This is a genomic window from Streptomyces sp. NPDC001410 (assembly GCF_042895235.1).
In the GTDB taxonomy this organism is placed as follows: Bacteria; Actinomycetota; Actinomycetes; order Streptomycetales; family Streptomycetaceae; genus Streptomyces.
The window spans coordinates 173,098-198,614 of record NZ_JBIAWE010000016.1; the positions used below are offsets into that span (position 1 = coordinate 173,098).

At 69.6% G+C, this 25,517-nt stretch carries 26 protein-coding genes and 2 pseudogenes; 16 read left to right on the plus strand and 12 right to left on the minus strand.

Annotation, left to right across the window (positions count from 1 at the left end; all coding sequences use genetic code 11):
- Positions 1 to 9 precede the first annotated feature (9 nt).
- Positions 10 to 732: a PH domain-containing protein gene (locus ACFY3C_RS31985; RefSeq protein WP_390773244.1), complete on the plus strand. Its 723-nt coding sequence runs from the start codon at positions 10 to 12 to the stop codon at positions 730 to 732.
- 157 nt (positions 733 to 889) lie between these two features.
- Here ACFY3C_RS31985 and ACFY3C_RS31990 read toward each other — a convergent pair whose 3' ends face one another.
- Complete coding sequence (locus ACFY3C_RS31990; RefSeq protein ID WP_390773245.1) at positions 890 to 2,683, minus strand: bifunctional metallophosphatase/5'-nucleotidase; 1,794 nt, start codon at positions 2,681 to 2,683, stop codon at positions 890 to 892.
- Positions 2,684 to 2,853: 170 nt separating this feature from the next.
- On the opposite strand from ACFY3C_RS31990, the gene mshD reads away from it, so the two are divergent.
- The 8 genes from mshD to ACFY3C_RS32030 all read left to right on the plus strand — a co-directional run bounded on the left by mshD (position 2,854) and on the right by ACFY3C_RS32030 (position 11,268).
- Entirely contained in the window at positions 2,854 to 3,780 is a 927-nt protein-coding gene (gene mshD / locus ACFY3C_RS31995; RefSeq protein WP_386573804.1) for a mycothiol synthase, read from the plus strand.
- A 92-nt stretch (positions 3,781 to 3,872) separates the two neighbouring features.
- Positions 3,873 to 4,259, plus strand: a complete 387-nt coding sequence (locus ACFY3C_RS32000; protein WP_390773246.1) for a GntR family transcriptional regulator — start codon at positions 3,873 to 3,875, stop codon at positions 4,257 to 4,259.
- Positions 4,256 to 5,152: an ABC transporter ATP-binding protein gene (locus ACFY3C_RS32005; RefSeq protein ID WP_390773247.1), complete on the plus strand. Its 897-nt coding sequence runs from the start codon at positions 4,256 to 4,258 to the stop codon at positions 5,150 to 5,152. Before ACFY3C_RS32000 ends, ACFY3C_RS32005 begins: the two co-directional genes overlap by 4 nt.
- Entirely contained in the window at positions 5,149 to 6,162 is a 1,014-nt protein-coding gene (locus tag ACFY3C_RS32010) for an ABC transporter permease (RefSeq protein ID WP_390773248.1), read from the plus strand. Before ACFY3C_RS32005 ends, ACFY3C_RS32010 begins: the two co-directional genes overlap by 4 nt.
- A complete protein-coding gene (locus tag ACFY3C_RS32015; protein ID WP_390773249.1) occupies positions 6,159 to 7,016 on the plus strand; it encodes a hypothetical protein in 858 nt (285 codons plus the stop codon). Before ACFY3C_RS32010 ends, ACFY3C_RS32015 begins: the two co-directional genes overlap by 4 nt.
- Before the next feature lie 245 nt (positions 7,017 to 7,261).
- A complete protein-coding gene (locus ACFY3C_RS32020; protein WP_386573810.1) occupies positions 7,262 to 9,616 on the plus strand; it encodes an RNA degradosome polyphosphate kinase in 2,355 nt (784 codons plus the stop codon).
- Complete coding sequence (locus ACFY3C_RS32025) at positions 9,597 to 10,835, plus strand: CHAD domain-containing protein (RefSeq protein WP_390773250.1); 1,239 nt, start codon at positions 9,597 to 9,599, stop codon at positions 10,833 to 10,835. Before ACFY3C_RS32020 ends, ACFY3C_RS32025 begins: the two co-directional genes overlap by 20 nt.
- A 19-nt stretch (positions 10,836 to 10,854) precedes the next feature.
- Complete coding sequence (locus ACFY3C_RS32030) at positions 10,855 to 11,268, plus strand: NUDIX hydrolase (protein WP_386573812.1); 414 nt, start codon at positions 10,855 to 10,857, stop codon at positions 11,266 to 11,268.
- A 21-nt stretch (positions 11,269 to 11,289) separates the two neighbouring features.
- Here ACFY3C_RS32030 and ACFY3C_RS32035 read toward each other — a convergent pair whose 3' ends face one another.
- A complete protein-coding gene (locus ACFY3C_RS32035) occupies positions 11,290 to 11,463 on the minus strand; it encodes a hypothetical protein (protein ID WP_390773251.1) in 174 nt (57 codons plus the stop codon).
- A gap of 144 nt (positions 11,464 to 11,607) precedes the next feature.
- Between ACFY3C_RS32035 and ACFY3C_RS32040 the strand changes: the two genes are divergently transcribed.
- Positions 11,608 to 12,477, plus strand: a complete 870-nt coding sequence (locus ACFY3C_RS32040; RefSeq protein ID WP_390773252.1) for a hypothetical protein — start codon at positions 11,608 to 11,610, stop codon at positions 12,475 to 12,477.
- A 95-nt stretch (positions 12,478 to 12,572) separates the two neighbouring features.
- Positions 12,573 to 12,746, plus strand: coding sequence for a hypothetical protein (locus tag ACFY3C_RS32045; RefSeq protein WP_386573815.1), 174 nt, complete (start codon positions 12,573 to 12,575; stop codon positions 12,744 to 12,746).
- Positions 12,747 to 12,786: 40 nt separating this feature from the next.
- Here ACFY3C_RS32045 and ACFY3C_RS32050 read toward each other — a convergent pair whose 3' ends face one another.
- The gene (locus ACFY3C_RS32050) at positions 12,787 to 13,092 is read right to left on the minus strand and encodes a metal-sensitive transcriptional regulator (RefSeq protein WP_345059085.1); all 306 of its coding nucleotides are present in this window, start codon (positions 13,090 to 13,092) and stop codon (positions 12,787 to 12,789) included.
- Between the two features lie 206 nt (positions 13,093 to 13,298).
- Between ACFY3C_RS32050 and ACFY3C_RS32055 the strand changes: the two genes are divergently transcribed.
- Both ACFY3C_RS32055 and ACFY3C_RS32060 read left to right on the plus strand, forming a co-directional pair.
- Positions 13,299 to 13,919 (plus strand): DUF47 domain-containing protein, encoded by a 621-nt coding sequence (locus tag ACFY3C_RS32055; RefSeq protein ID WP_094216994.1) that lies wholly within the window; start codon positions 13,299 to 13,301, stop codon positions 13,917 to 13,919.
- A 7-nt stretch (positions 13,920 to 13,926) separates the two neighbouring features.
- Complete coding sequence (locus tag ACFY3C_RS32060; protein ID WP_390773253.1) at positions 13,927 to 14,925, plus strand: anion permease; 999 nt, start codon at positions 13,927 to 13,929, stop codon at positions 14,923 to 14,925.
- Between the two features lie 375 nt (positions 14,926 to 15,300).
- Here the strand turns inward: ACFY3C_RS32060 and pstB are convergent, their stop codons facing one another.
- The 4 genes from pstB to pstS all read right to left on the minus strand — a co-directional run bounded on the left by pstB (position 15,301) and on the right by pstS (position 19,466).
- Positions 15,301 to 16,077, minus strand: coding sequence for a phosphate ABC transporter ATP-binding protein PstB (gene pstB, locus ACFY3C_RS32065; protein WP_386573817.1), 777 nt, complete (start codon positions 16,075 to 16,077; stop codon positions 15,301 to 15,303).
- Positions 16,078 to 16,124: 47 nt separating this feature from the next.
- Positions 16,125 to 17,186: a phosphate ABC transporter permease PstA gene (gene pstA, locus ACFY3C_RS32070; protein WP_390773254.1), complete on the minus strand. Its 1,062-nt coding sequence runs from the start codon at positions 17,184 to 17,186 to the stop codon at positions 16,125 to 16,127.
- Positions 17,183 to 18,190 (minus strand): phosphate ABC transporter permease subunit PstC, encoded by a 1,008-nt coding sequence (gene pstC / locus ACFY3C_RS32075; protein WP_390773255.1) that lies wholly within the window; start codon positions 18,188 to 18,190, stop codon positions 17,183 to 17,185. Before pstC ends, pstA begins: the two co-directional genes overlap by 4 nt.
- A gap of 145 nt (positions 18,191 to 18,335) precedes the next feature.
- A complete protein-coding gene (pstS, locus tag ACFY3C_RS32080; protein ID WP_390773256.1) occupies positions 18,336 to 19,466 on the minus strand; it encodes a phosphate ABC transporter substrate-binding protein PstS in 1,131 nt (376 codons plus the stop codon).
- Between the two features lie 327 nt (positions 19,467 to 19,793).
- On the opposite strand from pstS, the gene ACFY3C_RS32085 reads away from it, so the two are divergent.
- Positions 19,794 to 21,353: an FAD-binding oxidoreductase gene (locus tag ACFY3C_RS32085; protein WP_390773257.1), complete on the plus strand. Its 1,560-nt coding sequence runs from the start codon at positions 19,794 to 19,796 to the stop codon at positions 21,351 to 21,353.
- Positions 21,354 to 21,586: 233 nt separating this feature from the next.
- On the opposite strand, the gene ACFY3C_RS32090 is transcribed toward ACFY3C_RS32085, so the two are convergent.
- Complete coding sequence (locus tag ACFY3C_RS32090; RefSeq protein WP_390773258.1) at positions 21,587 to 22,039, minus strand: ATP-binding protein; 453 nt, start codon at positions 22,037 to 22,039, stop codon at positions 21,587 to 21,589.
- Positions 22,040 to 22,232: 193 nt separating this feature from the next.
- Here ACFY3C_RS32090 and ACFY3C_RS32095 point away from each other — a divergent pair, with 193 nt between their 5' ends.
- Together ACFY3C_RS32095 and ACFY3C_RS32100 are read left to right on the plus strand one after the other, a co-directional pair.
- The gene (locus ACFY3C_RS32095) at positions 22,233 to 23,078 is read left to right on the plus strand and encodes a helix-turn-helix domain-containing protein (RefSeq protein WP_390773259.1); all 846 of its coding nucleotides are present in this window, start codon (positions 22,233 to 22,235) and stop codon (positions 23,076 to 23,078) included.
- On the plus strand, positions 23,078 to 23,431 hold the full coding sequence (locus ACFY3C_RS32100) for a DUF397 domain-containing protein (RefSeq protein WP_390773260.1): 354 nt from the start codon (positions 23,078 to 23,080) through the stop codon (positions 23,429 to 23,431). The genes ACFY3C_RS32095 and ACFY3C_RS32100 overlap by 1 nt, the downstream gene beginning before the upstream one ends.
- An 8-nt stretch (positions 23,432 to 23,439) precedes the next feature.
- Here the strand turns inward: ACFY3C_RS32100 and ACFY3C_RS32105 are convergent, their stop codons facing one another.
- The 4 genes and pseudogenes from ACFY3C_RS32105 to ACFY3C_RS32120 form a co-directional block, all read right to left on the minus strand.
- Entirely contained in the window at positions 23,440 to 24,138 is a 699-nt protein-coding gene (locus tag ACFY3C_RS32105) for a hypothetical protein (protein WP_390773294.1), read from the minus strand.
- Between the two features lie 234 nt (positions 24,139 to 24,372).
- Positions 24,373 to 24,603, minus strand: a pseudogene (locus ACFY3C_RS32110) (IS1182 family transposase); the annotation flags it as partial.
- 81 nt (positions 24,604 to 24,684) lie between these two features.
- Positions 24,685 to 24,903, minus strand: coding sequence for a hypothetical protein (locus tag ACFY3C_RS32115; RefSeq protein ID WP_390773261.1), 219 nt, complete (start codon positions 24,901 to 24,903; stop codon positions 24,685 to 24,687).
- A gap of 57 nt (positions 24,904 to 24,960) precedes the next feature.
- A pseudogene (locus ACFY3C_RS32120) lies at positions 24,961 to 25,517 on the minus strand (hypothetical protein); the annotation flags it as partial.

The following is a 25,517-nucleotide window of genomic DNA, read 5'->3' on the forward strand; positions in this document are numbered from 1 at the left end:
GGGCGGGGCGTGGACACGTACGGCGGCGGGATCGAGCGCGAGTACCGCAAACAGAGAAAGGCACCGCTCCGCATGACCCTCGGCATAGGGCTGCTGGGTCTGAACGGTGTCTACCACGCGATGCAGAGCCACCACCTGCCCCGCTGGGTTCCGGCGTCACTCGCTGCGCTCTACATCGTGCTGCTCGCGCACATGGCGCTCTACATGCGGCGCGCCCGCACGCTCGTCGGGGCCCGCGGGATCACCGCCCGGTGGGCCGTGACCGAACGCAGCCGTGCCTGGCACGACATCTACGACATCCGGGCCGAGCGGCTACCGAACGCCAACGCGTACGCGGACAAGTGGATCACGTACCTGTACGACACCGACGGCCGCCGGTTCGTCCTGCCGCACATGGACGGCCGGCAGCTGGACGACCCGTCGACCGAGGTCGCCCGCCTGCGGGAGGCCGCCGCAAGGCACCGCGGCATGGGGTGGGACCGGCGGCCGGAGGTGGAGGCCCGGATACGGCGCCGGGCCGGACACCGCAAGGCGTGGGAGCGGGCGGTCACCGGTGGCCTCATCGCCCTGGGCTGCGGCTTCCTGCTGTGGGTGGTGCTCCTGTTCACCTCGGACCACCCGCCCACGTTCCTGCTGTTGCTGTGGCTTCCGCTGGGCACGTTCGCGCTGCTCGCCGCGCTGCTGCACTGGCGCTGGGAGTCCCAGGTTCCCAAGGCGCTGCAACAGCCCTGACCGGCCGACGCTTGCTTTCGGTGCCGTTCGGTTTCGACACGGAAAACATCGCGGGACCCGAAAGCAGGAAAAGGCCAATTCCGATGAGCCTCAATGAAATAGCCCTGAGAGGAATTCTCAGGGCTATTTCGGAACCGCAGCGCTATTCACACAGGCTCTACTGCACGACGGTGATCCGGTCCGCCGCCGAAGGCGCGAGCGGTGAGGCGGCCGACGAGTGTGCCGTCAGGTACTTCTCCAGTGCGGCCAGGTCGTCCCCGCCGACCAGGTCGCCGGTGCCCTGGCCGAGGGTCGGGAAGCCGTCGCCGCCGCCCGCCAGGAAGCTGTTGGTGGCGACGCGGTAGGTGGCCGCCGGGTCGATCGGCGCGCCGTTCAGCCGGATGGAGTCGGTGACCACGCGGTCGGCGCCGGTCTTCGTCATGTCCAGCGTGTACGTCAGACCCGCCGACGGCTGCAGGATCTTCGGGGCCGCCGCGTTGACCCCGCTCACCTGCTCCTTGAGCACCTGGATCAGCTGGGCGCCGGTGAAGTCCTGGAGGTTCACGGTGTTGGCGAAGGGCTGGACCGTGAAGCCCTCGGCGTAGGTGACGACCCCGTCGCCCTCGGCGCCCTTGGCCTGGTAGGTCAGACCCGCGCGCACGCCGCCCGGGTTCATCAGGGCGAGGCTGGTCTTCGGGTCCAGTTCCCGGCCGTGGGCGAGCTGCGCGTCGGCGATCAGGTCGCCCATCGGGGACTCGGTACCGGTGTTGTTGATGTCGGCCGAGATGTAGCCGATGGCACGGTTGCCGATGGGGGCCGCCAGGGTGTTCCAGCGGGAGATCAGGTCCGTCATGTCCGGGGCCTTCGGGACGTCCCGGGTGACCACGTGGTTCGCGGACTTCACGGCCGTACGCGCGATGTCGCCGGTGAAGCGGTCGTACGTCAGCGTGGTGTCGGTGTACAGACGGCCGAAGGAGGCCGCCGAGGTGACCATGCGGGGCTTGCCCGACGGGTCGGGGACCGTGCAGACGTAGGCCTGGTGGGTGTGGCCGGTGACCAGGGCGTCGACCGCCGGGGTCACGTTCTTCGCGATGTCGACGATCGGGCCCGAGATGCCGGAGCCCGCACCCGGGGAGTCACAGTTGTAGTTGTACGCGCCGGAGGCCGGGAAGCCGCCCTCGTGGATGAGGGCCACGATCGACTGGACGCCCTGGCGCTGCAGCACCTTGGCGTACTTGTTGATCGTCTCGACCTCGTCCTTGAAGGCCAGTCCCTTGACGCCGTCGGCGGAGACGATGCCCGGGGTGCCCTCCAGCGTGACGCCGATGAAGCCGATCCGTACGTCCCGCTTCTTCCAGACCCAGTACGGCTTCAGGATCGGCTTGCCGGTCTTCTCGTCCTGGACGTTCGCGGCCAGGTACGGGAAGTCCGCGCCCTCGAACTCCTCGTCGTTGTAGCAGCCGTCCGTGGGGTGGCAGCCACCGTTCTGCAGGCGGGCCAGTTCCCGTGCGCCCTCGTCGAACTCGTGGTTGCCGACCGAGGTGACGTCCAGGTCCAGCTTGTTGAGCGCCTCGATGGTGGGCTCGTCGTGGAAGAGACCGGACAGCAGCGGGGAGGCGCCGACCATGTCGCCGCCGGCCGCGGTGATGGAGTACGGGTGGCCCGCGCGGGCCTTGCGCAGGTGCGTGGCGAGGTATTCGACGCCCCCCGCGTCGATCGTCTTCGTCGTGCCGTCCGGCTGGAGTTCGCTGACCCGGCCGGAGGAGCCCGACGGGGGTTCGAGGTTGCCGTGCAGGTCGTTGAAGGACAGGAGCTGGACGTCCTGGTAGCGGCTCGGCAGCGGGTGGTGGCCCTTGTCCGCGTGGGCCTGCGCGGGCAGCGCGGCGGCCAGGGCGGCGGCCGTGGCGAGAGCTGCGGTCGCGCCGAGGAAGGCGTAGGTACGACGTCTGGTGCGCCGGGGCGCGGCTGGCATGGGACCCCCCTGTGGGTCGGCTGTGGCGAGTGGCCGTTTCCGGCGCAGCCTAGGGTCAACGCGCGTAGCGCGACAGGGGGTTCGAGGTTACTTCCTGGTTTCCCTTTGGTGATTCCTTTAAGTGCTGCGGTGTCGGCACTTCGACCCGCCCGCCCCGTACCCTCGTACGCATGAGCAGCGACGACGCCGTACGGCCCTTCCCCTCCCGCTCCATCGAGACCTTCTCCGCGCTCGACCCGGACCGGGCCGAGGCCGTGCTCGGGCTGCTCGCCGAAGCCGCCCGCGTCGACGGGCAGCAGTCGGTGTCCGAGCAGGGCCGGTTGCAGCTGCGCGGGGGCGCTCGCCCCGGCGTGTCGCATCTGCTGCTGACCGTCGGGGACGAACTCGTCGGCTACGCCCAACTGGAGGACACCGACCCGGTGGAGGCGCCGGCCGCCGAGCTGGTCGTCCACCCCGCGCACCGCGGGCACGGGCACGGGCGGGCGCTGGGCTCGGCGCTGCTCGCCGCCTCGGGCAAGCGGCTGCGGGTGTGGGCGCACGGCGGGCACTCCGCCGCCCGGCACCTCGCCCAGGTGCTGGGGCTGACCCTGTTCCGCGAACTGCGCCAGATGCGGCGGTCGTTGACCGATCTGGAGCTGCCCGAGCCGGTACTGCCGCAGGGCGTGACCGTGCGCACCTTCGAGCCCGGCAAGGACGACGCGGCCTGGCTCGCCGTCAACGCGGCCGCCTTCGCACACCACCCGGAGCAGGGCTCACTCACCCAGCGTGACCTGGACGACCGCAAGGCCGAACCGTGGTTCGACCCGGCCGGGTTCTTCCTCGCCGAGCGGGCCGGGGAGCTGGCCGGCTTCCACTGGACCAAGGTGCACGCCGAGGAGGGGCTCGGCGAGGTGTACGTGCTCGGGGTCCGCCCGGGCGAGCAGGGCGGCGGCCTCGGCAAGGCCCTGACCACGATCGGCCTGCGCCACCTGGCCGCCCAGGGACTGCCGACGGCGATGCTGTATGTCGACGCGGACAACACGGCGGCGGTGTCGGTGTACGAGCGGCTGGGGTTCGGCACGCACGAGACCGACCTGATGTACCGCACCGAAACGTGACATGACCCCATGCGAGGGGCGGCCGCCTTGACGGCTGCCCCTCTCTTGCACCACCCTTTCACTACTCAATTAGTGAAAGGGTGGTTCAGCGCGTGGTCGAATTCCGTATCGACCGGCACAGCGGTGTCGCCACCTACGTCCAGATCGTCCAGCAGACCAAACAGGCCCTCCGCCTGGGCCTGCTGCAGCCCGGCGACCGGCTGCCGACGGCCCGCGAGGTCGTCGAGGCCACCGCCATCAACCCCAACACCGTCCTCAAGGCCTACCGCGAACTGGAGCGGGAGGGCCTGGTCGAGGCGCGGCGCGGGCTCGGCACCTTCGTCCGACGGTCCCTGGGCGGCGCCCCGGCCGACTCCCCCCTGCGGGCGGAGCTGGAGGAGTGGGCGGCGCGGGCCGTCGAGGCGGGGCTGGACCGGGACGACGTGGCGGCCCTCTTCACCGCCGTACTCGACAAGCACTTCCAGGGAGAACGTTCATGAGCGACACGGCTCTCGAGGCCACCGGCCTCGGCAAGCGCTTCGGGCGTCGGGGACGCTGGGCACTGCGGGACTTCGCGTTCCGGCTGCCCGCCGGGCGGGTGTGCGCCCTCGTCGGGCCCAACGGCGCCGGCAAGTCGACGCTGCTCGCGCTCGCCGCCGGGCTGCTCCCGCCCACCGAGGGCCGGCTGTCGGTGCTCGGCAGGACGCCCGCCGAGGCCCGCGCCCGGGTCGGCTTCGTCGCCCAGGACAAGCCGCTGTACCCGCAGCTCACCGTCGCCGAGACGCTGCGGATGGGCGCCGACCTCAACCCCGAGCGCTGGGACGCGGCCACCGCCGAGCAGGTCGTGACCGGCGGCGACCTGAACCCGAGGTCCCGCATACGGTCCCTGTCCGGCGGACAGCGCACCCGCGTCGCCCTCGCCCTCGCGCTCGGCAAGCGGCCCGAACTACTGCTGCTGGACGAGCCGATGGCCGACCTCGACCCGCTGGCCCGGCACGAGCTGATGGGCACCCTGATGGCCGACGCCGCGCAGTACGGCACCACCATTGTCATGTCCTCGCACGTGGTGGCCGAGCTGGAGGACTCCTGCGACCACCTGCTGCTGGCCGGCGGCGGCCGGATCCGCCTCGCCGGCGAGATCGACGACCTGCTCGCCGCCCACCTGAGGGTCAGCGGGGCCGCCGAGTCCACCGATCTGAGCAGGCACACCGTGGTCGAGTCCCGGGTCACCGGCCGTCAGCTGACCGCGCTGGTCCGCCCGGCCGGACCGCTCCCCGGCGACCTGCGCACCTCGGCGCCCTCGCTGGAGGAACTGGTCCTCGCCCACCTGCGCAACCCCGAGGCCCCGGCGCTGGGCGCCGCTCCGGCCGTGGCCCAGGAGAGTGCCGCGTGACCGCCGTGACGACGCCGGCAGCCGTCCGCCGCCCGCACCTCACCCGCTGGGTCCTGCGCCTGCACCGGCCGGAGCTGCTCGTCTGGGCGGGCCTGGTTCTCCTCGGCGCCGCCCTGCTGCTGTGGCTCGGGGGACCGCTCACCGACGCGGCGGCGGACGGCTGGCGGCAGTACAAGGCCTGCCACTGGTCCGAGAAGTGCGCCTACGACCAGGACGCGATCCTGCGCTACAAGGACACGTACAACTACCTCACGCTCCCCCTCGCCGCGCTGCCGCTCCTGATCGCCGCCTGGGCGGGCGCCGCCCTCACCGGCCGCGAGATGGAATCCGGCACGGCACAGCTGGCCTGGGCACAGGGCGTCACCCCGGCCCGCTGGCTGGCGACCAGGCTGGCCCTGCCGGCCGCCGCGGTCACCGCGGGAACGAGCCTGCTGGTGTTCCTGCACCACCGGGCGTGGGTGGCTGCTCGCGGCCGCGTCGACACCGCCAAGAGCCAGTGGGACATGTGGACCTTCCAGACCAACGGCCCCACCACCGTCGCCCTGGCCCTGGCCGCCTTGACCGCGGGCGCCCTCGCGGGCCTGGCCCTGCGCCGCGCCCTGCCCGCGCTGGCCACCGCCGTCGTCGCCACCGGGGGCCTGTGGGGCCTCGCGCAGTGGCTCATGCCGCACCTGTGGCCGACCGTCACCCACGTGACGAGATTCGGGCACACCTTCGGAGACTCCTCCCCCAGCCTGAGCGTCGACCAGGGCCTGGTCACGCGCACCGGCGGCCACATCCCCGAGCCCCGCTGCTACGCGGACACTTGGGCGGGCTGCCAGCGGCTGTTCGAGAAGCGGGGTGCCGTCGGCTTCTACCAGACCTACCACCCCGACGCGCACTACTGGCCGCTCCAGCTGACCACCAGCGCCCTGGTCCTGGCCCTGGCCGGACTGTTCACGGTGGCCGCGTTCCTCGTGCTCCGCCGCCTCACCGGCGCCCTCCGTCTCCCCAAGGGAGCCACCGCATGAGCGCCGCCGTCCAGGGCCTGCCCCGCACCGTGCTGCGGCTGCACCGAACCGCCCTGCTGCTCTGGGCCGCCGTCGTCACCGGGCTGATCGGCTGGCTGGTGTACCTGAACGAGGTCACCGCGCCCGCCACCCGCAGGGCGGTACAGGCCTGCGCCCACGCGGACGTGTGCATCGACGCCTTCGACAGCTTCGACTACGGCAACACGGTCGGCTGGGTCGGCACCCTCATCTGCTACACCTTCCTCGCCGTCGCCGTCTTCGCGGGCGGCGCGCTCGTCGGCCGCGAACTGGAATCGGGTACGGCGCGGCTGGCCTGGACGCAGGGCGTCACCCCGGTGCGCTGGCTGACCGCCAAGCTGGCCCTGTCGGCCGTGGCCGTCGCCGCCGGGGGACTGGCCCTGGTCCTCGTGTTCCGCTGGAGCTGGTCGGCCAACGAGGACCTGATCCCCATCACCAACTGGTACCAGAGCGACATCATCGTGGCCCGCGGCCCGCTCACGGTGGCGTACGGCCTGTGCGCCCTCGCCGTCGGCGCGCTCGCCGCGCTGCTGCTGCGCCGCACCCTGGCCGGGCTCGGCGCCGCCTTCGCCGCGATGTGGCTGCTCAACTTCCTGCTCACCCGCTACCGCGCCGACCTGTGGCCGGCGGTCACCCGCACCTCGCCCAGCGAGCCGGACCTGGCCTACGACGTCTGGCGCGTGAACTGGGGACGGAACGCCGACGGCTATTTCGCCGTCTACCACCCCGCGTCCCACTTCTGGGCACTCCAGTGGGTGGAGACCGGCATCGTCCTGGCCGTGGCGGCGCTGACCACCGCCGCCGCGTACGCGGTACTGCGCCGCCGGGCGGCCTGACACCGAGGCGAGCCGAGGCTCCGTACGCCCCTTCGGTCCCGTACGTCCCTTCCACGGGGGGAGTGACGTACGGGACCGTCGTTTTCGCGGGTACGAGAACGTCACTTTCGCGGGTACGGGAACGTCACTTCCGGGCGTACCGGATCGTCACACGAGCACCGCGGACCCCTTCGGGCCGCCCCCCGATATCCCGCACGTCATGTCTCCGTAACCATCGATTCAGACGGTCTTGCGACGCTCAGCCAATGAACCCCGCCGTGCCAGAGCCTTCGCCGCCCCCCGAGGGGCTCGCGGGAAACGGGACCGTAAGGCTCCCTCCCGCACGTTCCGACGCGCCTGTCTCGCCCTTGGCGCGGAAGAATGGGTTCATGAGTCAGCAAGACACCCAGGCAGAGGTCCAGCACGTCCAGCCCTCCGTGGGCTCCATCGCCGCGCACCGGCCGCACACCGTGTCGGCGAACGTTTCCGACCTCGAGCCCGACATCGATGCGGACCTCGACGCGTACGAGGAGGCGCAGGGTGAGGGGGCACCGCTGCCGCAGGGGCGTTTCCTCGACCGGGAGCGCAGCTGGCTCGCGTTCAACGAGCGCGTACTGGAGCTGGCCGAGGACCCGAACACGCCCCTGCTGGAGCGCGCCAACTTCCTGGCGATCTTCGCCAGCAACCTGGACGAGTTCTTCATGGTCCGGGTGGCCGGTCTGAAGCGCCGGATCGCGACGGGCGTCGCCACCCGTTCGGCCTCCGGCCTGCAGCCGCGCGAGGTCCTGGAGATGATCTGGGCCCGCTCCCGCGAGCTGATGGCCCGGCACGCCGCCTGCTACCACGAGGACGTCGCCCCCGCGCTCGCGGAGGAGGGCATCCACCTGGTCCGCTGGAACGAGCTGACCGAGAAGGAGCAGGCGCGCCTCTTCACGCTCTTCAGGCACCAGATCTTCCCGGTCCTCACCCCGCTGGCCGTGGACCCCGCGCACCCGTTCCCGTACATCTCCGGCCTCTCCCTGAACCTGGCCGTCGTCGTACGCAACCCGGTCAGCGGCCACAAGCACTTCGCCCGGGTGAAGGTGCCGCCGCTGCTGTCCCGCTTCCTGGAGGCCGCGCCCGGCCGGTACGTCCCGCTGGAGGACGTCATCGCCGCGCATCTGGAGGAGCTGTTCCCGGGCATGGAGGTGGTGGAGCACCACGCCTTCCGGCTGACCAGGAACGAGGACCTGGAGGTCGAGGAGGACGACGCCGAGAACCTGCTCCAGGCCCTGGAGAAGGAGCTCATGCGGCGCCGCTTCGGGCCGCCGGTGCGCCTGGAGGTCGAGGAGTCCATCGACCGCGAGGTGCTCGACCTGCTGGTGCGCGAGCTGAAGATCGGCGAGGCCGAGGTGTACCCGCTGCCGGGTCCCCTGGACCTCACCGGTCTCTTCCGCATCGCCGGCATCGACCGTCCCGAGCTGAAGTACCCGAAGTTCATCGCGGGCACCCACCGCGACCTCGCCGAGGTCGAGTCGGCGTCCGCGCCCGACATCTTCGCGGCCCTGCGCAGCCGGGACGTCCTGCTGCACCACCCGTACGACTCCTTCTCGACGTCCGTGCAGGCCTTCGTCGAGCAGGCGGCCGAGGACCCGGACGTCCTCGCGATCAAGCAGACCCTGTACCGGACCTCCGGTGACTCCCCGATCGTCAACGCGCTCATCGACGCCGCCGAGGCCGGCAAGCAGGTCCTGGTCCTGGTCGAGATCAAGGCCCGTTTCGACGAGCACGCCAACATCAAGTGGGCGAAGCGTCTTGAGGAGGCCGGCTGCCACGTCGTGTACGGCCTGGTCGGCCTGAAGACCCACTGCAAGCTGTCCCTGGTGGTCCGCCAGGAGGGCGAGACGCTGCGGCGCTACAGCCATGTCGGCACGGGCAACTACCACCCGAAGACGGCACGCCTGTACGAGGACCTCGGCCTGCTCACCGCCGACCCGCAGGTCGGCGCCGACCTGTCCGACCTCTTCAACCGGCTGTCCGGCTACTCCCGCCGCGAGACCTACCGCCGGCTCCTGGTCGCTCCCAAGTCCCTGCGGGACGGCCTGATCTCGCGGATAAACAAGGAGATCCAGCACCACCGTGCGGGCCGCCCGGCCTTCGTCCGCATCAAGGTCAACTCGATAGTCGACGAGGCGCTCATCGACGCCTGCTACCGGGCGTCCCAGGCGGGCGTGCCGGTCGACATCTGGGTGCGAGGCATCTGCGCCGTCCGTCCGGGCGTCGCGGGTCTGTCGGAGAACATCCGGGTCCGCTCGATCCTCGGCCGGTTCCTCGAACACTCCCGGGTGTTCGCCTTCGGCAACGGCGGCGAGCCCGAGGTGTGGATCGGCAGCGCCGACATGATGCACCGCAACCTCGACCGCCGGATAGAGGCCCTGGTCCGGGTCACCGACCCCGGCCACCGGGCAGCCCTGAACCGGCTGCTCGACACCGGCATGTCCGACACCACGGCCTCCTGGCACCTCGGCCCCGACGGCGAGTGGACCCGGCACGCGACGGACGCGGACGGACAGCCCCTGCGCAACGTTCAGGAGATGCTCATAGACGCCCGGAGGCGCCGGCGTGGCACAGCAACACCTTGACCCGACGGACCCCACGGCCACGGAGGTGACGGGGGACGCCCTGGCGGGCTACCTGCGCGCCCAGGCCACGGAGTTCCTCCGCGCGCTGCGCCTGCACCGGGAGAACGGCGGCGGTACGGCGAACGGCGGCGCGGCGAACAAAACGGAGGAGGCCGTCGATGCGGCCCGGGCGCTGCGCCGCTCGGCCCGCCGCATCAGCGGCAGCCTGCACACGTTCCGCCCTCTGCTCGACACGGACTGGTCGGAGGAGATGCGCCCGGAACTGGCCTGGCTGTCCGGCACGTTGGGCCTTGAACACGCCTACGAGTCCCGCCTGGAACGGCTGTTGCTGGCGTTGCACCGGTTGTCGGGGGCGGCGGTGTTCCCGGGACAGGCGGTGAGCGACGCGGCGGGCCGCCGTAGCGGGGCTGCGGGCGCGGCCGCTCCCTCGGCCGACGCAGCCGGCGCGTCAGCCGCCGTAGCTGCGGGCAGTCGTGCCGCTGAGGCGATGGGGGACCCCCCTGCTCGAGCGGAGTCGAGAGCTCGGGGGAGGGTGGGCGCAGGGACACCTTCCAACGCCAGTGGCCCTGCCCACCCGACGGCCACCCCGGAGCGCGGCAACCTCACGGTAGGCGCAGCAAAAGCAGGCGCCCTACTCGAACGCCAGCTCACCCTCGCCCGGACCCGAGCCCATTCCACGGCTCTCCAGGCCCTGGGATCGAGCCGCTTCCACGCCGTCGCCGACAAGGTCGCCGTGCTCGCGAGCGAGGTCCCCCTCACCCCGGCCGCCCCCACCACCGACCTGCGCCCCCTCGCGGCCGCCGCCGAGGAACGCCTCACGGACGCCATCACCGCCCTTCCCCTGCTCACTGCAGGCCACCCGTACAACGCGGAGGCCCTGGTCCACGGCCTGTCCCCGGACCCGTCCCCGCACCCCCAGGACGGCCCCTGGCACCAGGTCCGTCTGCTGCTGCGCCTGCACCGCTACGCCCTGGAGGTGCTGTGCGGAGGCAGCACCCCCGTGGACGTACGCCTGCTGGCGGCGAGCCAGGCCCTGAACCGGCACCGCGACGCTTCGGAGGCAGCGGCCGCGGCCGCCCAGGCGGCTCGCACGCCCCGCATCGCACCGGCGACGGCGTACGCGCTCGGCGTGCTCCACGCCGACCAGCGGCACGAGGTGGAGGCGGCCCGGTTCGCCTTCCAGCAGGCGTGGCAGAAGCAGACGGTCAACGCACCCTGAACCCTCCCGAGGAGGCGGTGTGAACGACACCCTGGTCCTGGCGGCGGGCTGCGTGCTGTGGCGCCGCTCGCCGGTGGACGACGAGCTGGAGGTCTGTCTGGTCCACCGGCCGAAGTACGACGACTGGTCCCACCCCAAGGGCAAGCTCAAACGGGGTGAGGACCCGCTCGCGGGTGCCCTGCGCGAGGTCGCCGAGGAGACGGGCTACACCGCCGAGCCCGGCAACGAGCTGCCGGCCCTGCACTACCTGGCCAACGGCCGCCCCAAGCAGGTGCGTTACTGGGCGGCCGAGGCGGTCTCCGGCCGGTTCACCCCGAACAACGAGGTGGACCGCATCCTGTGGCTCTCCCCCACCGCGGCCCGGGGCCGGCTGACCCAGCCCCGCGACCGCGACCTCGTGGACACCCTCGTGCGGGAGTTCGAGCACAGGTAGCGGCGGGGGCGGCCGGGGCCCTCACAGGGCCGCCGAGTGGCCCGCCGCGTCCGTTCTGGCCTGGCTGCGCGCCCGGCGGGCCGGGCCGCGCCAGCCGCAGGTGCAGCGGGCGACACAGAAGCGCCCCTGCTCGGTCGTCGTCGTGAGGTGCTCCTGCCCCTGCCGGAGTCGCTCCGGCCCGTCCTCCTGCGCCACGCCGACAACGTTACCGACACCCCGGTTAAAGCGTTTGTATGCCCTTTCCCAGCCTTCGGCAGTGCGTGACGGCACCCCCTACTCGTCGTTAACCGGAACGACAGGGGGCCCGTGACGGACGTACCGGCTGGGGGTAGGCAGGCGATGGATCGGCGGCAGCAGAGGCGCGCGGGCAGGACGGTCGTCGCGGTGGGGATGATGGTCGGGCTCGGCGTGGGTGCCACGGGGTGTTCCAGCAGCGGTGCCGCGGCCCAGGGCGTGAACGGCGCGGGCGGCGACCCCGTGACCGCCCTGCAGCGCGCCGCCGACACCCTGCGCGGCGCGGGCAGCTCCAAGGCCACCACGTCCATGGAGATGGCGACCGGCGGCACCCGGGTCACCATCCGCGGCAAGGGCGTCTACGACTACCGGCGCCGGCTCGGACAGCTGACCGTGATCCTGCCGGAGGACCCCGCGGGCACCTCCGAGCACCGGCCCATCACCGAACTCCTCGCCCCCGGCGCCCTGTTCATGAAGAACCGGGGTGCGGGGGTGCCCGCCGACAAGTGGGTGCGGGTGGAGACCGCGAGCCTGTCCGACGGCAACCTCGTCACGGGCGGCGCGACGGACCCGTACGCCGCCGCGGAGGTGCTGCGCGGGACGCGTACGGCGGCGTACATGGGGCGGACGAAGGTCGGCGGCACACAGGTGCGGCACTACCGCGGGACGGCCGATCTGTCCCACGCGTCGAGGCGTGCCTCGGCCGCCGACCGGGCGTCCCTGGCAGCGGCAGCGAAAGGGTTCGCCACGGCCGAGGTTCCGTTCGACGCCTATCTGGACGACGAGGGCCGCATCCGCAAGCTGCGTCAGCACTTCAGCTTCGTCAACGGCCGCGAGAAGACCGCCGTGGCGGTCGCCTCGACGACCCTGCTGTACGACTTCGGCGCCCCCGTGGACGTGCGCCTGCCCAGCCCGAAGGACATCTACGCGGGCCGGATCGCCTACAGCGGGGCCGAAAACCAGTCGGCGCACTAGTCCGGATCGCCACCCGCGAACTAGCCCGTCCGTGCCATGCGCGGTGTGTAGACCGCTCCCTACTCTAGGAAGTCGGTGACGGTTGAGAAGAGGTGATGCACGTGGCTCCGGTCGGCGGTACGGCAGTTCAGGACCACGTGGCCCTCGCCGAGATCGAGCTGTGCGGAGAGCTGATCATCGCCGCCTCGGCCGCCGAGGACCGGCTGAGCCTGGAGAGCATCGACGAGGTGCTGCGGGTGGCCGAGGAACGGGAATCCGCCGAGGTCTGATCAGGCCCTGCCGGCCCTGATCACGCCCCGCCGGCTCCGATCAGGTGCGCAGGAGCCGGCCGATCGCCTTCGTGGCCTCGTCCACCTTCGCGTCGATCTCGTCGCCGCCCTTGACTGCCGCGTCCGCGACACAGTGCCGCAGGTGCTCCTCCAGCAGCTGGAGGGCGAAGGACTGCAGGGCCTTGGTGGAGGCGGACACCTGGGTGAGTATGTCGATGCAGTAGGTGTCCTCGTCGACCATGCGCTGCAGACCGCGGATCTGCCCCTCGATCCGGCGCAGCCGCTTGAGGTGCTCGTCCTTCTGCTTGTGGTAACCGTGCGTGGCGCCGGCCTCGGTCGTCGTCATCACAGGCCTCCATCTCGGGACGAACTGAGGAAATATACCCCTGGTGGGTATATGGTAACGAATTTTGCTGGGTAAAGGGCCCTTGGTACGCCCCCGTGCTGATCACCATGCCCGATGGGTGACACTGGAGGACGACCCGATAGCCGTGGCCGGATGTTGCGCCTAGCATCAGCCTGACCGAAACCGAAGCACCCCGAGGACCACACGTGCGCTTTCGTCTGACCCCCAGGGAGACGAGCTTCTACGACATGTTCGCCGCATCCGCGGACAACATCGTCACCGGCTCGAAACTCCTGATGGAACTGCTCGGGGCGGACGCGTCTGCCCGGGCCGAGATCGCAGAGCGTATGCGGGCCGCGGAACACGCAGGTGACGACGCCACGCACGCGATCTTCCACCAGCTGAACTCCTCGTTCATCACGCCGTTCGACCGCGAGGACATCTACTCCCTCGCCGGGTCCCTGGACGACATCATGGACTTCATGGAGGAGGCAGTCGACCTCGTCGTCCTCTACAACGTCGAAGAGCTGCCGAAGGGCGTCGAGCAGCAGATCGAGGTGCTGGCGCGCGCTGCCGAACTGACGGCCGAAGCGATGCCCAACCTGCGCACGATGGACAACCTCACCGAGTACTGGATCGAGGTGAACCGTCTGGAGAACCAGGCGGACCAGATCCACCGCAAGCTGCTGGCCCACCTCTTCAACGGCAAGTACGACGCGATCGAGGTGCTCAAGCTCAAGCAGATCGTGGACGTCCTGGAAGAGGCCGCGGACGCGTTCGAGCACGTGGCGAACACGGTGGAGACCATCGCCGTCAAGGAGTCCTGAGGCGTCGATGGACACCCTCGCTCTCATCGTGACCATCGCGGTCGCGCTCTTCTTCACGTACACGAACGGTTTCCACGACTCCGCGAACGCGATCGCGACGTCGGTGTCGACGCGGGCGCTGACCCCGCGGGCGGCTCTCGCCATGGCTGCGGTGATGAACCTCTGGGGTGCCTTCCTGGGCTCCGGGGTCGCCAAGACGGTCAGCGAGGGCCTGATCGAGACGCCCCACGGCTCGCGCGGTATGGGAATCCTCTTCGCGGCCCTGCTCGGCGCGATCGTCTGGAACCTCGTCACCTGGTACTTCGGCCTGCCCTCCTCTTCCTCCCACGCCCTCTTCGGCGGTCTGGTGGGGGCGGCGCTGGCGGGCGGCACGGAGGTGCTCTGGAACGGCGTCCTGGACAAGGTCGTCATCCCGATGTTCCTGTCGCCGATCGTCGGTCTGCTCGTCGGCTACCTGGTCATGACGGCGATCCTGTGGCTGTTCCGCAGGTCCAACCCGCACAAGGCCAAGCGGGGCTTCCGGATAGCCCAGACCGTCTCGGCGGCCGGTATGGCCCTCGGTCACGGTCTCCAGGACGCCCAGAAGACGATGGGTGTCGTGGTGATGGCACTGGTGATTTCCGGCCATGAGACGTACGGCGACCCGATCCCGGTCTGGGTGAAGATCGTCTGCGCCGTCATGCTGTCCCTCGGTACGTACGCCGGCGGCTGGCGGATCATGCGCACGCTGGGCCGCAAGATCATCGAACTCGACCCCCCGCAGGGCTTCGCGGCGGAGACCACCGGCGCGTCGATCATGTTCACCACCGCGTTCCTCTTCAAGGCGCCGATCTCGACCACCCACGTGATCACGTCCGCGATCATGGGCGTCGGCGCGACGAAGCGGGTGAACGCCGTCCGCTGGGGCGTGGCCAAGAACATCGTCATGGGCTGGTTCATCACGATGCCGGCAGCGGCCCTGGTAGCGGCCCTGTCCTTCGGCCTCCTGAACCTGACGATCCTGTAACCCACAGACCCGCCCACCACACCCACCCGTCTCGGTCCGCTGAAAAGCCGGACAGAGGGGGTGGGTGTTCGCTTTCCCCGCTTCTCGGCCAACCGAGACGGGCGGGCGGGAAACCGGGGGCCAGGGGCGAAGCCCCCGACAGCGGCTTTCGGCCAACCGAGCCCCCCACCCCCTCTGCCTCGCATCTCAGCCGACCGAGACGGGCGGGCGGGAAACCGGGGGCCAGGGGCGAAGCCCCGGCGGGGTTGGGGGCGGAGCCCCCGGACCAACGGCCGAAGCCGAACGCAGTGGGCCCGCCCCCGGGAGCCAGGGGCGGGCCCTCTTGCATCCTCGCGGTGGCACCGCCATGCAGCACCGCGAGGGGACTGGGGAGGCTCAGCCGAAGCGGCCCGAGATGTAGTCCTCCGTAGCCTGGACCGAGGGGTTCGAGAAGATCCGCTCGGTGTCGTCGATCTCGATCAGCCGGCCCGGCTGACCGACCGCGGCGAGGTTGAAGAACGCCGTACGGTCGGACACACGCGCAGCCTGCTGCATGTTGTGCGTCACGATGACGATCGTGAATCGTTCCTTCAGCTCACCGATCAGGTCCTCGATCGCGAGCGTCGAGATCGGGTCCAGCGCCGAGCACGGCTCGTCCATGAGCAGCACCTTCGGCTCGACCGCGATCGCACGGGCGATGCAGAGCCGCTGCTGCTGACCACCGGACAGACCGGAGCCCGGCTTGCTCAGGCGGTCCTTCACCTCGTTCCAGAGGTTCGCGCCCTTGAGGGACTTCTCGACGATCTCGTTCAGCTCGGACTTCTTGTAGCTGCCGTTCAGCCGCAGCCCCGCCGCCACGTTCTCGAAGATCGACATCGTCGGGAACGGGTTCGGGCGCTGGAAGACCATGCCGACCTCGCGGCGCACCGACACCGGGTCGACGCCGGCGCCGTACAGGTCCTCGTCGTCGAGCAGTACCTTGCCCTCGACGCGGCCACCGGGCGTGACCTCGTGCATACGGTTCAGCGTGCGCAGGAACGTCGACTTGCCGCAGCCGGAGGGGCCGATGAACGCCGTCACCGAGCGGGGCTCGACGGTCATCGAGATGTCTTCGATCGCCTTGTGGGAGCCGTAGTAGGCGGTGAGTCCGCTTACGTCGATTCGCTTGGCCATGTCTACTTCACTTCCAGAATTTCAGGCTCGGTCGCTGTATGGCCGCGTCAGCGACCGGTCTTCGGGGCCTTCCAGCGGGCGATCGCCCGGGCCACCAGGTTGAGGATCATCACGAAGGCGATCAGCGTGAGCGATGCCGCCCAAGCCCTGTCGTACGCCGCTCCGGAACCCGCGCTGTTCGCGAACTGCTGGTAGATGTACAGCGGCAGCGAAGCCTGCGCACCCTCGAAGGGGTTGTTGTTGATGAACGGGTTGCCGAACACCAGCAGCAGCACCGGCGCGGTCTCACCGGCGATACGGGCGACCGCCAGCATGATGCCGGTGGTGATGCCGCCGATGGAGGTCGGCAGGACCACCTTCAGGATGGTGCGCCACTTCGGCACGCCGAGCGCCAGGGACGCCTCGCGCAGCTCGTTCGGAACGAGCTTGAGCATCTCCTCGGTGGACCGGACGACGACCGGCATCATCAGGATGGCCAGGGCCAGCGAACCGGCGAAGCCGAACGGCTGCATCTTGAAGATGAGCATCAGGCTGAGGATGAACAGACCCGCGACGATCGACGGGATACCCGTCATGACGTCGACGAAGAAGGTGACCGACTTGGCGAGCCTGCCTCGCCCGTACTCCACGAGGTAGATGGCGGTCATAACGCCGATCGGGGCGCCGATCAGGAGGGCGAGGCCGACCTGCTCCAGGCTGCCGATGATGGCGTGGTAGATGCCGCCGCCGGGCTCGGTGTCGGCGACGACGCCCATCGAGTGGGTCAGGAAGTAGACGTTCAGGACCTTCACACCGCGCGCGACGGTCACCCAGATCAGGGAGACCAGAGGCACCACGGCGACCACGAAGGCGACCCAGACCAGGCTGGTCGCGATGCGGTCCTTGGCCTGCCGGCGGCCCTCGACGCTCGCGGCGATCACGTACGTGCCGAGGACGAACAGGACCGCGGCGATCAGACCCCACTGGATCTTGCTGTCGAGACCGGCGGCCAGCGAGATGCCGATGCCCAGGGCGATGGAGCCCGCGGCGATCGCCCACGGGGACCACTTGGGCAGGCTGGCGGCGCGCAGCGTGCTGGGACGCTTGTCGGTGACGGCTGCGGTGCTCATGCGTTGGCCCCCGAGTACTCCGCGCGCCGGGCGATGATCAGCCGGGCCGCGCCGTTGACCAGCAGCGTGATGACGAACAGGACGAGACCGGACGCGATGAGCGCGTCCCGGCCGAACTCGTTCGCCTCGCTGAACTTGCTGGCGATGTTCTGGGCGAAGGTGCCGCCGCCCGGGTTGAGCAGGCTGGCCTGGATGTCGAAGGAGGGGGAGAGCACGGTGGCCACGGCCATCGTCTCGCCGAGCGCGCGGCCGAGGCCGAGCATCGACGCGGAGATCACACCGGAGCGGCCGAAGGGCAGCACGGCCATGCGGATGACCTCCCAGCGCGTGGCGCCGAGGGCCAGGGCCGCCTCCTCGTGCATCCTCGGGACCTGGCGGAAGACCTCACGGCTCACGTTGGTGATGATCGGCAGGATCATGATCGCGAGCAGGATGCCGACCGTGAGCATCGAGCGCGGGGCGCCCTGGTCCCAGGAGAAGAGGCCGGTCCAGCCGAAGAAGTCGTTGAGCCAGCCGTAGAGGCCGTTCATGTGCGGTACGAGGATCAGCGCACCCCACAGGCCGTACACGATGGACGGCACGGCGGCGAGCAGGTCGATCACGTACGCGACGGGGCCGGCCATCCGGCGCGGCGCGTAGTGCGTGATGAACAGCGCGATGGCAACCGCGACCGGGACCGCGAGGGCCATGGCGATGATCGAGGAGACGATCGTGCCGAAGGCCAGCACCGCGATGCCGAAGGTCGGCGGGATGAGGTTGGTGTTCCACTCGAAGGTGGTCAGGAAGTTGCCGTGGTCCTTGCTGATCGCGAGGGAGGCACGGTAGGCGAGGAAGACCGCGATCGCGGCCATGATCGCCAGCAGCAAAATGCCCGAGCCGCGCGACAGGCCCAGGAAGATGCGGTCACCGGCACGGGTCGCGGCGCGGGACTTGCTCTTGTGCTGGGCCGCTTTCGGCTGGGGAGCGGGGGGAGATGCGTCTGTTGTCTGGGTCGATATGTCCATCGGGTTCTCCGGTCTGCGGAGCCGCGCGGTGGGCGGCGGCTCCATGGAGCCGCTACCCCAACGGTACGGGGCGCGGCTCCGGGCGGCGGTGCACCGGACGGTGCGGCCCGGGTCGGTGAGAACCGGGCCGCACTCTCGGATCAGGTCAGCTCAGGCCGTCGACGGTCGTGCGGACCTTGGCGATGATCTCGTCGGGGACGGGGGCGTAGTCGATCGTGGAGAGGATCTTCTGGCCGTCCTCGCTGGCGATGTAGCGCAGGAACGCCTTGGTGGCGGGCAGGGTGTCCGCCTTGTTGCCCTTGTCACAGACGATCTCGTAGGTGACCAGGGTGATCGGGTAGGCGCCCTCGGCCTTGGTCTTGTAGTCCAGCTGGAGCGAGAGGTCCTTGCCGGTGCCGACGACCTTCGCGGCGGCGATGTCGGCGGTGGCGCTCTCGGTGCTGGGGGCGACCGGCTTGCTGGCACCCGTGTTGATGGACACGGCCTTGATGCCGTCCTTGACGTAGGACAGCTCGAAGTAGCCGATGGCGCCGGAGGTCTGCTTGACCTGCTGGGCCACACCGGCGGACTGCGGAGCGGACTGGCCGCCCTTCGCCTGCCAGGCCTTGCCGCCGGAGTACTTCCAGTTGTCCGGGGTGGTGGCGATCAGGTACTTGGTGAAGTTGTCCGTGGTGCCGGACTCGTCCGAGCGGTGGAACGCCTGGATCTTGAGGTTGGGCAGCTTGACGCCCGGGTTGAGCTTGGCGATCGCCTTGTCGTTCCAGTTGGTGATCTTGCTGTCGAAGATCTTGGCGAGCGTCGGGGCGTCCAGGACCAGGTTGTCGACACCCGGGACGTTGTAGCCGAGGGCGATCGGGCCGCCGACCATCGGCAGGTCGATGCCCTGGCCGCCGGAGCAGATCTTCTTGGAGGCGGTGACCTCTTCGGGCTTCAGCGCCGAGTCGGAACCGGCGAAGGCAACCTGGCCCTGGGTGAACGCGGTGACACCGGCACCGGAGCCGCCACCCTTGTAGTTGATCTGCACGCCACAGGCCTGCGAGAAGTTCTTCACCCAGGCGTCGATCGCGTTCTTCTGCGCGGAGGAGCCGTCGGCGAGGAGCTGGCCCTTGGCGTCGTCGCACTTGATGGCGCCCGCGCCGGCCGAGGTCGACGGCTTGCCCGTGGCGTCGTTGTTGCCGTTGTCGTCGGAGCCGCACGCCGTGAGGGCCAGGGCGCCGGAGACGGCGAGAGCACCGAGAGACAGGGCGCGCAGCCGGTTCTTGCGCTGAAGCATCACTTTCGGGAGTTCCTTCCAGGAGCCGCCGCAGGCAGTCGGCGGCGTGCGAAGTACTTCGTGCGCGAGCGCATTCCTGAACCGCCCTCGCACCGGGTAAGGCCGAAATTAGGCAGATCAGGTGAAGCGGCCGATGGCCATAAGTGAACGGCGGGTGAACCCCTGCCGTCGGTGCGGTGAGGTCACGGAATGCTTACGGGGAGGGCACGCATAGGTTCCGACTACGAGGTTAACCGGACGGAGATTCGAGACTCGTTCCGCTGTCTGCTGGAACCCCTGTGCGCATGGCGTCGTCTCGTTCCAGGAGAGCCGAGGAAAGGCGACGAACACATGGAACGGCGTACGTTCATCTCGGGCGGCGCGGCCGCTCTGGCGGCGACCGCGCTGGCCGGGTGCAGTACTGGCTCAGGCACCTCCGCCAGATCCTCGGCGCACACGCTCACATCCTCCGGTACGGCGCTGAAGACCACCAGTCAGGCGGCCGCGGCGAACTGGGCGGCCCTCGCCCGTGACCTCGACGGACCCCTGGTGCGCCCCGGGGACGCGACCTGGAAGACGGCCCACCAGCTGTACAACACGCGCTTCGACGGCCTGAAGCCGGCCGCGGTCGCCTATGTCGCCCACGCCGACGACATCCGCACGACCCTGTCGTACGCCCAGTCCCACGGGATACGCGTGTCGATACGCAACGGCGGCCACTCCTACGCCGGCTACTCCTCGGGCGACAACCGGCTGATCCTCGACGTGTCCAAGCTGAACCGCGTCCGGGTGAGCGGCGGGACGGCGGTGGTCGGCGCCGGCTCCAAGCTGATCGACGTCTACCGGGCGCTGGGCGCGAAGGGCGTGACCATACCCGCGGGCTCCTGCCCCACGGTCGGCGTCTCCGGCCTTGTCCTCGGCGGCGGCCACGGGGTCGCCTCCCGCGCCTACGGCCTGACCTGCGACAGCCTCACCCAGGCGACGGTGATCACGGCGGACGGCACCCAGGTCACCGCGAACGCCACCTCCCACTCCGACCTCTTCTGGGCGCTGCGCGGCGCGGGCAACGGCAACTTCGGTGTCGTCACCGAGCTGCAGTTCAAGACCCACGCGGCGCCCCAGGCGGTGACCGCGTACATGACGTGGTCCTGGTCCAAGGCAGCAGCGGTGATCAAGGCCTGGCAGGAGTGGGGGCCGAGCCAGCCGGACGAGATCTGGTCCTCCCTCCACCTGTCGAACACCCCGGGCGGCACGCCGACGATCTCCGTGGCCTGCTTCTCCCTCGGCACCTACGGCGAACTCCAGAACGCGGTGGACCGCCTCGCACACAAGGCAGGGGCAAACGCCCGGACCGTCTCCCTGCGCCGCCGTGGCTACGAGGAGGCGATGGAGATCTACGCCGGCTGTTCCTCCTTCTCCACGGACGCCCAGTGCCACCTCCCGGGCTCCACCCCCGGCCGCTCGCCCCAGGGCCGCCTGGGCCGGGAGACCTACGCGGCCCGCTCCGACTTCTTCGACCGCTCCCTGTCCTCGGCGGGCATCCAGACCCTGCTGAAGCAGATCGGTTCCGTCCGCGGCGGCGGGGGCAGCATCGCCTTCACGGCCCTCGGCGGCGCGGTCAACCGGGTCAGCCCCACGGCGACGGCCTTCGTCCACCGCCGCTCCCGCATGCTGGCCCAGTACATAGCCTCCTGGGGCGCGGGTGCCTCCGGCAGCTCGGCCCAGTCGTGGCTCACGTCGGCCCACAACGCGATGAAGCCGTACGCCTCCGGCGCGGCGTACCAGAACTACACCGACCCGACACTGACGAACTGGCGCAAGGCGTACTACGGCGACGCGTCGACCCGCCTCGGCAAGGTGAAGAAGCAGTACGACCCGGAGAGGTTCTTCTCTTACGCGCAGGGGTTGTAGGAGACCTGCGGGTGCGTGGGGGCTGGTCGCGCGCAGTTCCCCGCGCCCCTGGGCACGTGGCGCCGGAACCAGCCAGCCGGGCGGATGTGCAGGGGCCAGGTTCCCCTGGCGGGGACGCAGGTGAGACCGATGGCCGGTGACACGGACACGGCTCGCCGCCTCCGTCCCCCCGCGTCCCGCTGGACGTCACATCCACCGTCGCTGTGGGGCTTCCGCTCCCGCCTCCTCACTCGTCACGCCCGGTCATCTCCCCTGCACTCCGCCCACAGCAGCTTCCCGCCCTTCGACGCGCCCAGCTGCCGCAGCACCGAGGCTCCCCACGAATCGGCGCAGGCACGCACGAGGTGCAGGCCGCGTCCAGATTCGGCGTCGTCCGGGGCTACGGCGGTGGAGGCGGCCTCGCCTTTGTCCTCGGTGAAGCCTGGCGGTACCCCGGGGTCGGTGTCCCACACGGCGATACGCAGCCGACCCTGCTCGCTGCCGAGGAGGCGGAGGGCGTAGGGGCCGGTGGTGTGCAGGTGTGCGTTGGTGAGGAGTTCGGCGGCCAGGAGTTCCGCGGTCGGGGTGAGGGCAGAGAGGTCGTGTGCGGCGAGGACGGTACGGAGGGTTGCTCGGGCGATCCCCGGTGCGCGTGGATCGTGCGGGAGTTGGAGGGTGTAGGTCCAGGGCGGGGATACGGTGGGCATGGAAGTCTCCGTTCGGTGATGGGGGTTGAGGTGCGATGTTCGGTTGCCCAGTGACCGTCGCCGCTCCGTCGAGCGGGGCACTTCTGAGCGGGGCCCGAGCAATAAAGTAGCGCCGAATATAAAAGTTCTTAGACGGTTCTCGTGAAAGAGCTGATTTGCCATCCATATGGGTGACAAGGAGGGTGGGACACCCGTGAGAAGCAACCCGACGGGGCGGCAACTCCGTTTGGGAGCCGAGCTGCGCAAACTGCGCGAGCGAGCCGGGCTGACGTCCACCCAGGCAAGTCAACTGCTCGGCGTTCAGCAGAATCAGATCAGCAACGTCGAGGCAGCCCGTGCGGGTGTGAGTCCTGAGCGGGTGCGCACGCTGGCCTGCCACTACGACTGCTCCGGCACCGACCTCATCCAGGCACTGTGTGACATGGCAGGCGAGCGGTCACGCGGCTGGTGGGAGGAGTACCGCGAGATCCTGCCCGCCGCACTAGTGGACCTGGCTGAGCTGGAGCACCACGCCACCCGCTTGCGCACCGCCGTTGTCGTACACGTCCCAGGCCTGTTCCAGACGGCCGAGTACGCGCGCGAGATCTTCCGTCAGGCAGTACCCCAGCTCCCACCGCCGGACGTCGAGCACAGGGTGTCGTTCCGGGTGAAGCGGCAGGCCGTACTCTTCCGGGACCCACCGACCCCCCACCAGGTGATCATCCATGAGGCTGCCCTGCGTATGCGCTTCGGCGGCCCGCGGGTAACCCGAGACCAGCTCAGACATCTGCTCGACTTGAACGACCGCGACAACATCGCGATCCACGTCCTGCCGTTCGACTCCTTGGTCTTCCCCGGCTCGGGGCAGTCGATCTACTACGCCGAGGGCCCGGTACCGGCACTCGACACGGTCAACCTCGATCAGTCCCACGGCCCCGTGTTCCTCGACGCCGAGGCCCAGCTCGACAAGTACCGCGTCCTGCTCGACCGCATGGAGGCGGCGGCCCTGACCCCCGAGGAGTCGCAGCACTTCATCCACGACATGCTCAAGGACCTGTGATGGAACCCTCAATGACCCCGCTCACCTGGCAGAAGTCCTCTTACTGCCCGGAAGGCAACTCCTGCATCCACATAGCCGCCACCCCCGGCACCATCCACCTCACCGAATCTGCCGACCCCAACAAAACAATCCTCACCACCACCCCCGCAGCCTTCGGCGCCCTCCTCACCGCACTCAAGAAGGAGCCAGCCCCCACCAGCCGGGGCAACAGTGACAACGCCCCCGTCTACCTCCGCTCCGCGGACACTGTCGTCACGACCGACCGCCGCAAGTGGAGCGCCTTCGTACTCGGCGTGCAGGCGGGCGAGTTCGATCACTTCCTGGGTAGGAAGGTCGATGGAGCGGCAGCCTAACGAGCCCGCTAGTCCCGCCGTGAGGGCCCAAAGGCAGGTGGCCTCTGGTTGTCCCCGGCCGGGCCGGTGTCGCCTTCCTCCCACCCAGGGTCGTAGGCGCAGGGCACGGTGGCGTTGCCGGTGAAGTACTCCCGGTCCGGGTACCAGGTGAAGGACATCAGCTCGTCCCCGTCGTCCCGCTGGAGGTACAGCTCCCAGTCCTTGCCCTTCCCGCCCTCACGATAAGAGGTGACCTCCCAGCCGTTGTCCTTCAAATGCTGGTGCAGTCGGCGCAGGCCGGAAACGGCCTGGCTCGCCGGCACGTGGTCCAGCGCCCAGCTGTGGCTCATCCGGTAGGCGCCGTCGACGGTCTTGTCCTCCAGCCCCAGCAGGCCCTCGTCGTAGCAGTAGCCGGAGCTGAAAGTGTTCTCCGTGCTGACGCCGATGTCCTCAACTCCCGGCTCTACGGTGCGCTTGAACCCCAGGACGTCGTACGGCTCCTGGGAGCGCTGGAAAGCGCGGCTCGCCATTTCATCTGGTGCAACGTGGGGGGAATCCGTCGACCCCAGTGAGTCCCAGGCGAGAGCGGCAACCAGAACGAGTACGGCCAGAGCAGGTAGGGCGATGAGCGTGACGCAGCCGCATCCGAGGCCCCTGAGGACCGACGAGCGGGACCCGGGCTCGGTCGGGGCGGTGGTGGCGTTGGCCGGTGCGGTCTCCTCGGGCATACGGGGACGGTATGCCGACGGGGCAGCGCGGCGGATGGGTTCGGTTACCCGGTGAGGAGTAGGTAACCGTACCCAATTGATCTGCGCTCGTGCTCGAAACCGGAAGCCCTCGCGGGCTGTGCACCCTCCGTCGGGTGGCACCCTGGATCGTCCAGCTCCAGGGCCAACGCGTATTTGAAGTCGATGCGGCAGGCGGACGGCCTCCGCCGCCTGCCGGTCCGACAGACCAAGCAGAAACTGCAGCACACAGACAGTGGCCAGTTGGGCGGGCGAGAGGCCGGGGCGTCCGTCACGCGGGTACCAGCCCGCGAAGTCCTCGTCGTGCCACAGCCTGTCAAGCCGGTCTCTCACCCATATCGCCGTCGTACCGCCCTGATTGCTCGCCTGCGCGATCTGCGCGGTCAGAGACGGGACTTGCTCACCGGAACGGGAGCGGAGCGACAACGAACACCTCGACAACTGCATCGGTTTTCGAAACAGCCCCGAGCATGCCCGCTGATCACGCCGACGCACCGGGAAACTCCAAGACCCCGGACAGAGTCAGGCTCAGCGGTTCAAGTAGTCAAGCGAGATGGCGGCGATGGTGGCCCGGTCGGTGGGACTGACCTCGTGCAGAACGGGCGTGAGGGGACCGCGGGCCACCGCCGCTACACCGGCCAGGATTTCAGCCTGGACCAGGTGGATGAACCGGCTGGCACTGATGCCGTGCACGAAGTTGACGGCGATTCCGTTGTTGAGCAGGTAGAAAAAGTGGCCGGTGGTCACACCAGCAAGGGCCGTCCCGCGACCACGGAACGGCCCAACTCAAGAACTATTCAGTCTCTAGTCATCGCCAGATCCGTCGTCGCATTCCCCATTGTCATCGCCGCCGTCGTCCTTGCTCGCACCACCCTCATCAGAGCGGTCGTCCTGGCTCTTGTCGGAACCACCATCGCCAACGCGATCGGGGCTCTCGTCGGAGCTCCGATCACTGCCCTGGTCAGTACCGTCGTCGGTGCTGCCATGGTGGGACTCGCCCTTGTCAGCGCTGCGGGAGCTGTCCCCAGAACCACGGTTGTCGCCGTCGCTGGACGCGTCGTCTTGTTTCCTGACTCCGTCGGAGGTGCTGACTTCCTGACTTCTGTCGTGGGAGCCGTTGTCGGAGCTGTCGGAGCTGCCGTCGTGGGAGCCGTCGTGGGAACCCTTGTCGGAGCCGTCGTCGCTGCCGTCGTGGGAACCCTTGTCGGAGCCGTTGTCGGAGCTGCCGTCGTGGGAACCCTTGTCGGAGCCGTCGTCGCTGCCGTCGTGGGAACCCTTGTCGGAGCCGTCGTCGCTGCCGTCGTGGGAACCCTTGTCGGAGCCGTCGTCGCTGCCGTCGTGGGAACCCTTGTCGGAGCTGC

Bases quoted from the DNA above. Each gene is read 5' to 3' on its own strand.
- ACFY3C_RS32045 (WP_386573815.1), top strand. From the start codon at position 12,573: ATGCACGTGGCTCCGGTCGGCGGTACGGCAGTTCAGGACCACGTGGCC.
- pstB (WP_386573817.1), bottom strand. From the start codon at position 16,077: ATGGCCAAGCGAATCGACGTAAGCGGACTCACCGCCTACTACGGCTCC.
- pstA (WP_390773254.1), bottom strand. From the start codon at position 17,186: ATGAGCACCGCAGCCGTCACCGACAAGCGTCCCAGCACGCTGCGCGCC.
- ACFY3C_RS32100 (WP_390773260.1), top strand. From the start codon at position 23,078: ATGGAACCCTCAATGACCCCGCTCACCTGGCAGAAGTCCTCTTACTGC.
- ACFY3C_RS32060 (WP_390773253.1), top strand. From the start codon at position 13,927: ATGGACACCCTCGCTCTCATCGTGACCATCGCGGTCGCGCTCTTCTTC.
- ACFY3C_RS32085 (WP_390773257.1), top strand. From the start codon at position 19,794: ATGGAACGGCGTACGTTCATCTCGGGCGGCGCGGCCGCTCTGGCGGCG.
- ACFY3C_RS32105 (WP_390773294.1), bottom strand. From the start codon at position 24,138: ATGCCCGAGGAGACCGCACCGGCCAACGCCACCACCGCCCCGACCGAG.
- ACFY3C_RS32015 (WP_390773249.1), top strand. From the start codon at position 6,159: ATGAGCGCCGCCGTCCAGGGCCTGCCCCGCACCGTGCTGCGGCTGCAC.
- ACFY3C_RS32040 (WP_390773252.1), top strand. From the start codon at position 11,608: ATGGATCGGCGGCAGCAGAGGCGCGCGGGCAGGACGGTCGTCGCGGTG.
- ACFY3C_RS32090 (WP_390773258.1), bottom strand. From the start codon at position 22,039: ATGCCCACCGTATCCCCGCCCTGGACCTACACCCTCCAACTCCCGCAC.
- ACFY3C_RS31990 (WP_390773245.1), bottom strand. From the start codon at position 2,683: ATGCCAGCCGCGCCCCGGCGCACCAGACGTCGTACCTACGCCTTCCTC.
- ACFY3C_RS32020 (WP_386573810.1), top strand. From the start codon at position 7,262: ATGAACCCCGCCGTGCCAGAGCCTTCGCCGCCCCCCGAGGGGCTCGCG.
- mshD (WP_386573804.1), top strand. From the start codon at position 2,854: ATGAGCAGCGACGACGCCGTACGGCCCTTCCCCTCCCGCTCCATCGAG.
- ACFY3C_RS32005 (WP_390773247.1), top strand. From the start codon at position 4,256: ATGAGCGACACGGCTCTCGAGGCCACCGGCCTCGGCAAGCGCTTCGGG.
- ACFY3C_RS32050 (WP_345059085.1), bottom strand. From the start codon at position 13,092: ATGACGACGACCGAGGCCGGCGCCACGCACGGTTACCACAAGCAGAAG.
- pstC (WP_390773255.1), bottom strand. From the start codon at position 18,190: ATGGACATATCGACCCAGACAACAGACGCATCTCCCCCCGCTCCCCAG.